The sequence below is a fragment of the Pseudomonas salicis genome (assembly GCF_057128705.1).
In genome coordinates this window covers 892,567-903,987 of record NZ_JBSKHU010000003.1, presented here as the reverse complement: position 1 = coordinate 903,987, position 11,421 = coordinate 892,567, and the positions used below count along the sequence as shown (strand labels likewise).

10 protein-coding genes and 1 pseudogene are annotated in these 11,421 nt (G+C 59.7%); 5 read left to right on the top strand and 6 right to left on the bottom strand.

Translation table 11 applies throughout. The features are described 5' to 3' along the window. Nucleotides 1-130: 130 nt before the first annotated feature. The 4 genes and pseudogenes from ACWKWE_RS14865 to ACWKWE_RS14850 form a co-directional block, all read left to right on the top strand. Nucleotides 131-1,384: an ABC transporter permease gene (locus tag ACWKWE_RS14865; RefSeq protein ID WP_483850955.1), complete on the top strand. Its 1,254-nt coding sequence runs from the start codon at nucleotides 131-133 to the stop codon at nucleotides 1,382-1,384. A gap of 13 nt (nucleotides 1,385-1,397) precedes the next feature. After that, nucleotides 1,398-2,216, top strand: coding sequence for an ABC transporter permease (locus tag ACWKWE_RS14860; RefSeq protein ID WP_166596961.1), 819 nt, complete (start codon nucleotides 1,398-1,400; stop codon nucleotides 2,214-2,216). Between the two features lie 71 nt (nucleotides 2,217-2,287). After that, complete coding sequence (locus ACWKWE_RS14855) at nucleotides 2,288-3,025, top strand: SDR family NAD(P)-dependent oxidoreductase (protein WP_483850954.1); 738 nt, start codon at nucleotides 2,288-2,290, stop codon at nucleotides 3,023-3,025. Nucleotides 3,026-3,629: 604 nt separating this feature from the next. Then, a pseudogene (locus ACWKWE_RS14850) lies at nucleotides 3,630-4,223 on the top strand (AraC family transcriptional regulator); the annotation flags it as partial. Nucleotides 4,224-4,244: 21 nt separating this feature from the next. On the opposite strand, the gene ACWKWE_RS14845 reads toward ACWKWE_RS14850, so the two are convergent. The 6 genes from ACWKWE_RS14845 to ACWKWE_RS14820 all read right to left on the bottom strand — a co-directional run bounded on the left by ACWKWE_RS14845 (nucleotide 4,245) and on the right by ACWKWE_RS14820 (nucleotide 10,167). After that, nucleotides 4,245-5,222, bottom strand: coding sequence for a saccharopine dehydrogenase family protein (locus ACWKWE_RS14845; protein ID WP_483850953.1), 978 nt, complete (start codon nucleotides 5,220-5,222; stop codon nucleotides 4,245-4,247). Then, complete coding sequence (locus ACWKWE_RS14840) at nucleotides 5,219-5,620, bottom strand: VOC family protein (protein WP_483850952.1); 402 nt, start codon at nucleotides 5,618-5,620, stop codon at nucleotides 5,219-5,221. Before ACWKWE_RS14840 ends, ACWKWE_RS14845 begins: the two co-directional genes overlap by 4 nt. 34 nt (nucleotides 5,621-5,654) lie before the next feature. Further along, on the bottom strand, nucleotides 5,655-6,398 hold the full coding sequence (locus ACWKWE_RS14835; RefSeq protein WP_483850951.1) for an SDR family NAD(P)-dependent oxidoreductase: 744 nt from the start codon (nucleotides 6,396-6,398) through the stop codon (nucleotides 5,655-5,657). A gap of 156 nt (nucleotides 6,399-6,554) precedes the next feature. Further along, nucleotides 6,555-7,796, bottom strand: coding sequence for a DUF1835 domain-containing protein (locus ACWKWE_RS14830; RefSeq protein WP_483850950.1), 1,242 nt, complete (start codon nucleotides 7,794-7,796; stop codon nucleotides 6,555-6,557). Nucleotides 7,797-8,122: 326 nt separating this feature from the next. After that, nucleotides 8,123-9,157, bottom strand: a complete 1,035-nt coding sequence (locus ACWKWE_RS14825) for a methionine synthase (RefSeq protein ID WP_483850949.1) — start codon at nucleotides 9,155-9,157, stop codon at nucleotides 8,123-8,125. A 26-nt stretch (nucleotides 9,158-9,183) separates the two neighbouring features. Beyond that, a complete protein-coding gene (locus ACWKWE_RS14820) occupies nucleotides 9,184-10,167 on the bottom strand; it encodes a DUF1852 domain-containing protein (RefSeq protein WP_483850948.1) in 984 nt (327 codons plus the stop codon). A 319-nt stretch (nucleotides 10,168-10,486) separates the two neighbouring features. On the opposite strand from ACWKWE_RS14820, the gene ACWKWE_RS14815 reads away from it, so the two are divergent. Next, on the top strand, nucleotides 10,487-11,383 hold the full coding sequence (locus ACWKWE_RS14815) for an AraC family transcriptional regulator (protein ID WP_483850947.1): 897 nt from the start codon (nucleotides 10,487-10,489) through the stop codon (nucleotides 11,381-11,383). Nucleotides 11,384-11,421 lie beyond the last annotated feature (38 nt).

Here is an 11,421-nt window from a genome sequence, read left to right as displayed (position 1 = left end):
TCTGGGTCAACTACGAGGAAGACCTGATGGCGCGCTTCACCAATTGGGCGGCGAAGTAAGCCCGTCCTTTGCTTGAACGGCGGCTTCGTTCACCCGAAGCCGCTGCCATCGAATTCCGAGGTCAGCCACTATGTCCGTCCCTGCGCTGGAATCACTTGCAAGCGCCCACCAGAAGTCGAGTCGACAGAAACGCCTCGTCTCGGTGTTGCTGTTGTTGCCCCTGTTGATCTACACCGCCGTCTTTTTCGTTCTCCCCATCGGCATGATGCTGTACCGCGCCGTCAGCAACCCGGAGCTGATTCAGGCGTTCCCACGCACGGTTCACGCACTGGAGCAGCAAGCGCGGAGCGAGAGCCCTGGCTTGCCGAGCGATGCCGTGTTCGAGGCGATCGAGCAGGACTTCATTCACGTCGAGAATCTGGGCGCCGTGGGCGAAGCGGCGCGGCGTATGAATTACGAAAACAGCGGCTACCGTTTTCTGATCACCGCCACCGCTCGTCGCTATCAGTGGCCCGCCAATCAGCAACCGGTCAGCGGTGAATCGCCCCGCGCACGTCTGACCGCCATCGACCCTCGCTGGTCAACGCCTGAGCTGTGGGAGGCGTTTGAGCGCGCATCACCGGCCTACACCTCCTATTACCTGCTCAGCGCCCTCGACCTGGAACGCAAGGCTCACGGTATTCAGCGCGTCGCCCCGGAAAAACGCGTGTACCTGGACCTCACGTCCAAGACCTTGAAGATCGCGGTTGTCGTGTCTGTGTTGTGCCTGTTGCTGGGGTTTCCGTTCGCCGTCCTGCTGGTCAAAGCCTCGCGACCGTTTCAGATGCTGCTGATTCTGGCGGTGATGCTGCCCTTCTGGACATCACTGCTGGCCCGAACCACTGCCTGGATCGTGGTGCTGCAGGAGAAAGGCATCGTCAACACCCTGCTGCTCAAACTGGGCCTGATCGACCAACCGCTGCCGATGATCTTCGATGCGTTGGGGGTTTACATCGTCATGGTGCACATCCTGCTGCCTTTCACCGTGCTGCCGCTGTACAGCGTGATGAAAGGCATTCCGGCCCACTACATGCGCGCGTCGGGGTCCCTGGGTGCGCATCCGGTGCGCGGGTTCCTGCATGTTTATTTGCCCATGACCCTCACGGGCATCGGCTCCGGCACGCTGCTGACCTTCATCGTCGCGGCCGGTTACTACGTCACCCCCACGCTGGTGGGCAGTGCACGGGAACAGATGCTCGGCTATTTCATCGCCTTCTATACCAACACCACGGTCAACTGGGGCATGGCCTCGGCACTGGGGCTGGTGTTGATCCTCTGCGTCATGGCGATCTACCTGGTCGCCGCTCGGCTGGTCGGCATCCGCCAGATCGCCGGTCTCACGTAATCGGGAACCTGCCATGAACCATTTCACCCTGTGCTTCATCAGCCGCAATCTGCTGCGTCTGTTCGGGATCATCATGATCGTTTTCATGATCGTGCCATTGCTGGCCGTGGTGCCGATCTCCTTCAGCAGCGGCACGTTCCTGTCCTATCCGCTGCCGGGGCTGTCCTTGCGCTGGTACGAGAAAGTCTTCAGTGCCGGTCCCTGGCTTCAGGCCTTGCGTAACAGCCTGCTGGTCGGTTGCGCCGCGACGTTGCTGGCCACGTTATTGGGCACCCTGGCAGCGTTGGCATTCGCACGGCGCAACCTGCCTGGCGCGACCAACGTGTTGGCGTTGTTGATTTCGCCGATGATCATTCCGCCGGTGATTTCCGGGCTGGGCATGTATTTTCTGTTCGGCCAATTGGGCCTGACAGGCACGCTGACCGGGATGATTCTGGCTCACACCGTGCTCGCGACACCCTTCGTCCTGATCAACGTCGCCGCCAGCCTGCAGGGTCTGGACATGAGCCTGCTGAAGGCCGCCGCAATGTCCGGGGCATCGCCGCTACGCGCCTTCATCAACGTCGCGCTGCCGATCATTGCGCCCGGCGTGATCTCGGGCGCGCTGTTTGCCTTCATGACATCGTTCGACGAGATCGTCGTCGTGCTGTTCATCGGTGGGCCCGGCCAGCGCACGCTGCCACGGCAGATGTTCGATGGCATTCGTGACACCATCGACCCGTCGATTGTCGCGATGTCATCGTTCCTGCTGGTGGTGGGTCTGGCGGGTCTGTTGGCCACGACCTGGCTCTCGTTGCGCTCAAGCAGAACCTTGAATCAACCGGCCGCCTGACGTTCAGCGCCACGTCTTCTTTCACAGCCGCCGGCCTGACCATGGCCGGCGATACTTTCAGGAGCAGTACCATGTACATCGTCACAGGCGGCACCCAAGGCATCGGCGCCGCAACCGTGGAAAAACTCGTCAGCCTTGGCCACCCGGTAGTGTTCACCGGACGCGATGAAACGGCAGGCGCCCAATTGGCGGCGCGCCTGCCCCACTGCGCGTTCGTCCCGGGCGATGTCGTGAATGAAGACGAATGCCGCAACGTCGTCGCAACGGCACTGCAATTGAACGACGGCAAGCTGGCAGGCCTGGTCAACAACGCAGGCATGTCCGGTCGCAAAGCGTTTACCGAAACCACCCAGCAAGAGTGGGACACGCTGTTCGCCGTCAATACGCGCTCGGTCTTCTTCTACACAAAACACGCGCTGCCAGGTCTGATCGCAGGCCGTGGCGCCGTGGTGAACGTCTCCTCCATCGCGGGCAAAACCGGGGAACAAGGGCTGGCCACCTACTGCGCAAGCAAGGCCGCGCTCTTGGGTCTGACTCAGGCATTGGCCCTGGAATACGGCGGGCAAGTGCGTTTCAACGCGGTCTGCCCCGGGCAGATCGCCACGCGCATGATGGACAAAATCGTCAACGACGAAGCCCGCCTTGCAGCCCTGACCGCCCGAATCCCGGAAGGCCGCCTGGCATCGGCCACGGAAGTCGCTGACGCGATTTGCTGGCTGCTCTCGCCGGGGGCCAGCTACGTGAACGGCACCACGCTCACGGTCGACGGGGGTGAGACAGCCGGATTGCTGTCGCCAAAGTCCCTGTAGTGGCCGGGGCAGGCAGGCGTACTGAGGTTTTGTCAGTCGCCTGGCCCTGACCGTGCACATTCATTTCGGGCGGGCAGCGTCGTCAAAACCGGATGAAATCTGGGAGATCGTGACGCTCTCTGGCTGGCCCTTGTAGTCTGTCTACCCAATTCGCATACTCCTGCGCTGAAACTGAACGGCCGCGATACGGCCATCCATGGGTAGTCCAGGCGCTGAGCACTTCAACATGCATCATCCCCAGTCCATTCGTACGGTCGGCAGCCTTTTCAGCCAGCGCCCCTCCTCCATTCCTGATGGACCCGGTGTGTACGCGTTTTGGTGGATCGCTGACAGGGATACTCTCCTGGCGTCAAACCGTACAGTTGTCCTCAAGGGGCCTAATGAGGTTCGGGTCAACGTAGAGTACAAGGATTGGTGGCCGACTGAGCTGACGTACCCTTGCCTTTACGTCGGCAAGACAACCAACCTGCGAAAAAGGTTTGGTCTTCACCTGAAGCGCAAGAGCAAAGGTCGACTGCACGCAGCACATCCCGAGCACCACAAAGCAACCCCTCACACCACGTCATGTCAGCTTCGCTGGGGAATCGAACACATTTTCCCCAACACGCTGGACCCGGATGTGATCGCCACGCTGTTGATGGACGAAGACAAGACGCCGAGGCCACCGCAGAACACTTGTTTTGAAGGTGTCGTCGCACCTGCGCAAATGATCGATGCGTGGTTGCGCATGATGCGGCTCATGGATCATCCCCACGAGGCCACGATCCTGGCGCCGATGATCGAACGTGAGATTCTGTTCCGCGCCTTACAGGGGCCGTTGGGTGGCATTCTGCGTGACGTCGCGCGGCCGGATGGCCGGATGACGCAGATCCGCCGCGTCACACAGTGGATTCGTGACCACTACACTGAGCCTTTTCGGGTAGAGCCGCTGGCACTCATGGCGGACATGAGCGTTGCCGCCTTTTACCGGCACTTCAAATCGGTGACGGCCATGACACCGATCCAGTATCAGAAACGCCTGCGTTTGCTCCGGGCGCGGTGGTTGCTGCTGTTCGACACACTGGACGCGACGTCGATCGCCTATGCCGTGGGTTATGAAAGCGCCTCGCAATTCAGCCGTGAATACGCGAGGTTATTTGGCCTGCCGCCTGCGCGGGATGCGGCGAGATTCAAGTCTCCCCTCCCCGCCACGGGCTGACAGCATCCCATTAGGGCCGCCTCAGAAATCGATGATCAACGTCCCCTCGATACGCTCGGCAAACCCATCACCGAAGACATTCGCGGGTGTGGCGAACCCGGGTAGACGCTCACCTTCCAATACCTGCCGCGCTGCCTCTACTGCGGCCAGCGGCGTGTAGGAATAGCCGTTTATGGTTTCGATCACGGACCGGGCGATGGCTCCGTCAACGCCAGTGACCTCAACCACTGCACGGGCACGATGCGCCTCCCGCTGTGCTTGGGTCGGGCCGTCGGGCAATTGTGAGAGATCGCCTTCTGGAAACGCGTCGCCTGAGATGTGCACGAACATCGCGATGTTCGGGATGCCCGTCGAATGCCACGCTGTCACCAGATCACCAAACGACAGCGGCACACACAGGACTGGCCCCTCACCGAAGTCAAAATGACGCGGCGTTGCATCCGGTGTGGCGACCAGTTCGCCATCGACCCTCGCCATGACCCCTGCCCCGATGATTTCGCTGACGCTCATGGCCGAGCCACGTGACATCGAACCCGGGACTTGAAGCGCAATGCTCAGCGCAAAAGGCTGTTCGACCCGCTTGGCGACCTGCACCGCCAGCGAATCGGTCGGCACGACGTCCCACCCCACACCCGGCAAGAGCATGACCTGATGCACAGCGGCTTCCGCTCCCAGTCGCTCGGCCAGCCGGTAGACGTTGATCTCCGCCGTGATGTCCAGGTAGTCGACCCCGGCCTCGATACAGGACCGCATCAGCGGCTCTGCGGTGTGCGCAAAAGGGCCAGCGAAGTTGAGCAGGACCGAGATGCCTGAGAGCGAGCCCGCCGCATCTGCATTGGCATCGAACAGTCGAAACGGCACGCCCAGTTGCGCAGCCAGTGCCGCAAGACGCGCGTGATCACGCCCGGCGATTTCGAAGGACAGGCCCAGCGCTTTTGCCCGTTCAGCGGCCATGCGACCGGTGTAACCGGTGGCGCCGTAGATCAGAAGCGTGCTCATTGGACGTGCTGCCATTTTTTATAAACGAATTCGAGGCTGTACCCGTCCGGGTCCAGCACATTGGCGGCGTAGTAATCGGGATCGTAGTGCAGACGCGCACCCGGCGCGCCGTTGTCGACAGCGCCCTCCTTCATGGCGGCGGCGTAGGCGGCGTCCACTTCGGCTTGGCTGTTGGCGACGAAACCCACGTGTGCGGCGCGTCCCTCGACGACCCCTTCACGCAGCCAGAAAAACACCCGGCCATTGGCACCAAATCCCTTGAGATCGGGGTGCCCCGGCGGGCCGTCCTTGCCGTCGTAGTCCAGGCGCGCAGTAATGCCCAACGGGGTTAACGCCGCTTCGTAGAAACGGATGGAACGGGTGATGTCGCTGACCGACAAAAAGACATGATCCAGCATTGCGTGCTCCTCAAAGGATGTAGCTGTCGGCGGTTCAGATGCTGTAGCCGCCTGCGATTTCGATGGTCTGGGCATTGATCCAGCTGCCGTCGTGCGACAGCAGCATGGCAATCACGCGGGCGACGTCTTGCGGCTCACCCACTCTGCCAAGCGCGGTCTGCGCTGCGAGCATGGTCTCGAATTCGTCGTTCAAGCCGCCGCCAAGCTCGGTGCGGATCGCGCCGGGTGACACAGCGTTGGCCCGAATCCGCCGCTCGCCAAACTCTTTGGCCATGTAACGGGTGAGCACTTCCAGCCCGCCCTTGAACGCTGCGTAAGGCGCCACACCCGCCGTGGCAACGCGGGTGGTTGCGCTGGTCAAGTTGACGATACTCGCACCGTCCGCCAGCAGCGGCAGCAATGTTTGCGTGAGGAAAAAGGGGCCTTTGAGATGAACATTGAACAGGCCATCGAACTGCGTTTCGCTGACAGTGGCCAAGGGGTTGAACAGGCCATACCCGGCATTGTTGACCAGCCCGTCGAGCGTGGCGACGCCCCAGGTCTCGCGCAACGCCAGGGCCACCGACTCACGAAACCCGGAGAAACTTGCCACCTCCGACACATCGAGCTTGAGCGCTACCGCCTTGCCTCCCGCGTGCTCGATGCGCTCAACGACCGAAACCGCCTCCTCTGGATGACTGTTGTAGGTCAGGATGACACCCATGCCCCGCTGAGCAATGTGCTCGGCGGCACTGGCTCCGATGCCGCGACTCCCGCCCGTGACAACGATTACGCTCATGTGCTGTTCCTCTGTGCTTCGAATGAGGACCCAGCCTACGGATCAGGCCGATCAGGAGCGCACCCGTTCCTGCTCGAAACCTGCCTGTTTCTGCTTTTTGCTCGCAGCAACCGAGCGTCTGCCCTCAGCCTGTGCGAACTGGACAGATGGATCGACTCAACGCCGCCACACCTTTCCCTGATCGCTCACGACCCACGGTTGGTCATCGGCCACGACATGGACCCCGCCGACCCAGCGCTCTGCTGGTGCGTGGTCGAGCCAGTTCAAGCGGCCCGACAATACCTGCTCGCCCAAGGCAGTGATTCGGATAACGCGCTTCTGCCACTCGGGTCCCGGCTGCTCATGCACGAGAGGCTGCGGCGAATCGATCAGGGGGCGCAGCAGTACGTGGAACATCAAATCCCCCAGAAAGGGCAACGGCTCATAACTCATCATCAAATGGCCAAAGACTTTTCCGGAGGGCAGCTCACCGTGATCGGCCAGCACGCGCAGTGTCAGGCGCTCGGTCATGCTTAATCCGTCATTGGCGCCTGGAAGCTCTTGCAGTTGCCTGGCCAAAGCGGGCCCCAGCAGCGGCAGTGCTGGATGCGCTCGCGCAGCAATGCGGGCCCACTCGACCGGGGTTGTCGACGTGTAGGCGGCCCATGCTTCACGCGCCACTGCCAAGGCGTCTTCGCCCAACGGGCGCCGTTGTGGCCACAGCCAGGCGAGCAGATCGGGCGCCAGTTGCCCAATGCCGATAAATCGCTCCACGCCGGGAACCTGAGCGATTTCGATCAATTCAAGTCTGCGCGGTAACGCGGGCAAGCTCGCCAGTATCCGCGCCAGAAACAGTTGATCGTAGGCGTCGGCTTCGCACCACAACACCAGTTCGCTTTCGCCATCCAGTTGCGCCAATGCCTTGCGCTGCTTGGCTTGGCGCTGCTGGATATCTCGCGTCGGCAGACCGAAGGCCTGTTCGGCAAAGGCCGCTCGCACGGCCCAGTAATCATCCTCAGGCAAGGCCGGCACCGGGCCCATCACCATCGGATCATCGAACATATGAAACGCACCCGAGAAACCGGCGATTCGCAGGTTGTGCTCGATATCGTTGCCGCAGCGCCAGTGTTGGACCGCCGCCTCACCCGTCGCGACAAAATCCGGATGACGTGCAGCGAACGCAATGCTGTCGGCATGGGCTATCAGCTTGGGCCAACTGGGGAAACCCGCGTCGCGCGCCACCAGCCACTGCGTGTCAGCGAGTCGATAGTCAGGGCCCGACAAACCGATCACCCGCAACTGCATGCGGGCATCGTCGGCTTCGTGGTTTTTCAGTGCTTTCAAAAGACGCTTGGCGCGCTTGCGCAGCGAGGGCAGATCAGGGAGGCCGTGATAGCGGGAAGCGTTTATGGCAGGCATGCCAACTCCTTTCAGGGCTCGGTCCGCCGACAAGCCGGGAGCTGGAATGAAAAATTGAAAACGCTTGCCTGGGTGACCCCTTCGCGCGGACCGCAGGCGCAGCAAACGCCCGGCGCTGACTGTAGCGGGAAGAGCCGAAGGAAGCAAAGCCCGATTGGTAATTCCCGAGCGCTTCGCGAAAGCTCAATGGCTCAATGGCTCAATCGCCGTACCGGGGAATGACATGGCAAATCCTGAACAAGAGTAGGGAGTTGAAGCGTGTCGGCGCAGACCTCAAGCCGCCCGTTCAACAGGCTGACTTCAGGCTTTCCAATGACGAACGCGATTCAACGCGCGTCCAACAGTTCTCTGCGAACGATGTCTGCGCCCGCACTCAGCGCCTTCAACTTGCCGCTGGCGATTCGTCGCGGCAACGGCGCCATGCCGCAGTTGGTGCACGGGTAAAGTTTGTCCGCATCCACGAACTGAAGCGCCTTTCTCAAGGTATTGGCGACGTCTTCCGGCGTTTCAATCGCGTGGTTGGCCACATCGATGGCCCCTACCATCACCTTTTTACCCCGGATGAGTTCGATCAGGTCCATGGGCACGTGGGAGTTGTGGCACTCCAGGGAAACGATGTCGATGCTGGATTTCTGCAGTTTGGGAAAGGCCTCTTCATACTGTCGCCACTCGGAACCCAGGGTTTTCTTCCAGTCGGTGTTCGCCTTGATGCCGTAGCCGTAGCAGGTGTGCACCGCCGTTTCGCACTTCAGTCCTTCGATGGCACGCTCCAGGGTCGCCACGCCCCAGTCGTTCACCTCATCGAAAAACACGTTAAAGGCAGGCTCATCGAATTGAATGATGTCGACACCCGCGGCTTCCAGCTCCCTGGCTTCCTGATTGAGAATCTTGGCAAATTCCCAAGCCAGTTTTTCACGGCTTTTATAGTGGGCATCGTAGAGGGTGTCGATCATCGTCATCGGGCCTGGCAGCGCCCACTTGATCGGCTGATCGGTCTGCTGACGCAAGAATTTGGCGTCTTCAACGAACACCGGTTTTTGGCGAGTGACGGCCCCGACCACCGTCGGCACGCTCGCGTCATAACGGTCACGAATCCTGACGGTTTTGCGCTTTTCGAAATCAACGCCATCAAGGTGCTCGATGAAGGTCGTGACGAAATGCTGGCGGGTTTGTTCGCCATCGCTGACGATATCGATGCCCGCCCTTTGTTGTTCTTGAAGTGCAAGTAACAGCGCGTCTTGCTTGCCTTCAATCAACTCGCCGTCCTGCAACTTCCAGGGAGACCAAAGCGTCTCCGGTGGTGCGAGCCAGGAAGGTTTAGGCAAGCTGCCAGCCGTCGACGTGGGCAACAGTTTTTTCATGAAAAAAGACCTTATCTATTAATGAATCAAAGCGCGCAGTTACCGGACCACTGTTCAAGAGCGGTCTGGTAGGGCTTGATGAAGTGTTCTTCGGCAAACTTTCCTTGCTCGACGGCCAGCTGACTACGCTCTTCGCGGTCATACACAATTCGGGTCAATGAATAGTCCTGGTGCTTCAAGCTGGGCTGATACGACTTTCCTGCGGCGGAGTTCGCGTTATAAATCTCAGGCCGATAAATTTTCTGAAAAGTGTCCATCGTGCTGACCGTGCCAATCAGCTCAAGGGCGGTGTAATCAGCCAACAAATCCCCTGAGAAATAAAAGGCCAACGGCGCTGCGCTGTTAGGGGGCATGAAATAACGGACGTTCAGGCCCATCTTTTTGAAATACTCATCGGTCAACGAGTCGTCATCCTGCCGGTATTCAAAACCCAGCACAGGGTGTTGATTCTCGGTGCGGTGGTAAGTTCTGGCGCTGGAGACGCTCAAGCAGATGACGGGCGGCTTGTCGAAATGCGCTTTGTAGGCGCTTGAATTAACGAAGCACTTGAAGAGTTTGCCGTGCAGCTCTCCAAAGTCCTCGGGCGTGCTGAACCCGGATCGGTTTTTGTTGTGCTCCGCTAACCGCACGCTAAAGTCATAATCTCGAACGTAAGAAGAGAAATTGTTCCCGACAATGCCATTCAGGCGCTCGTTCGTTGTTCGATCGACAATGGTCGTTTTCAACACCTCAATCATGGGGATGGCGTGGTCACCGTCTTCACCATGGAGGCTCACTTCAACAGAGATGATGTCCAACTCGACCGTGTAACGATCAGCGGCAGGGTTGTCCCAGTGCGCCAAGGCATTGAAGCGGTTATCGATCATCTTCAAGGTGTTGCGCAAATTCTCCTGCCGACGTTCCCCTCTGGCAAGGTTTGCGAAGTTGGTCGTGATGCGCGTCGTGTCTGACGGAATATAATGCTCATCAAAACTGATGCGCTTGATCGCAAATTCGAATGCTGTGCTCATGTTGATCCGACACCCTGTTTTTAGCCACACCTGAATACGCTCTTTGTCTTTATCAGGAATGGCTGTCGTTCCGATCTTTCACTCGGCTGGATTAACAGTGCCTGCAGTGAAAAGCTGTACGAAGTTTAGGCGGGGACCCTGCATGAATAAAACGAATTGAATTCAGTGAAGGCATTAGCCGGGCTCATGATCAACTTTAAAGAATGCGGTCCTTCCGTCTTCATCGTCCGGATAAGGAACGCACCTGTTCCTGCTCAAAACCTGCCTGTTTCTGCTTTTCACTTGCGGGGTACGGCCGTCACCCCTCAGCATGCCGGTTATGGACAACTCACTGAACGAACTCAGGTCACTCGCGGCCCAGGCTGAAAACCGGCGAACCGACACCGGCATCCCTCGCGTGGCCATGGTCAAGGGAGCAGTTCCCGAGCACCTGCTGGCAGCGGTGTACGACCCGATGATCAATGTGATTTTGCAAGGCAGCAAAACCATGACAGTGGGTGACCGGACGCTGCGCTATGACCCCGCCACCTACTTCGTCATGTCCATCGATTTGCCTGCCGTGGGTTCGGTGCACCCGGCCGCCACCGGCGAGCCCTATCTTGCGGTCAGCCTGACACTCGATCTCACTGTATTGTCCACACTGTTCGCTGACCTGCCCGAACCTGCGCTTCGAGCCGAAACGAATCCCGGTTTTTCAGTCGCCCCCATGACCCGCGATCTCACGGACGTCTGGGTGCGAATGCTCAGGTTAATGGGTGACCCGCCAGCCATCGCAGCCCTCGCGCCGGTCTACGAACGAGAGATTATTTTCCGCGTGCTTCAAGGCCCGCTTGGCTGGATGCTTAGGGAAATCGCCGCACCGGACAGCGCGATGGCCCGCGTGAACCTGGCAGTCCAGTGGATTCGTCGCGATTTCGCCCAACCCATCCGCGTCGAACACCTGGCTGAGCGAGCCTCGATGAGCGTCTCGGCATTCCACCGCCATTTCAAGGCCGTGACCAATTTGAGCCCGTTGCAATATCAGAAACGTGTGCGCCTGCTTCAAGCCCGAATGCTCATGGTTGCCAGTGCAAAAAGTGTCATGTCGGCAGCGTTCGAAGTGGGTTATGAAAGCCCGACACACTTCAGCCGGGATTACGCGAAAGCCTTCGGACTGCCCCCTTCGCGAGATGCCAGCAGAATAGCGGGCGATGGCGCATTCGCAGGCGGCCAGTGAGTGGTGAGATGGTCGGGGTCAGGTCCGTCGCAACAGCC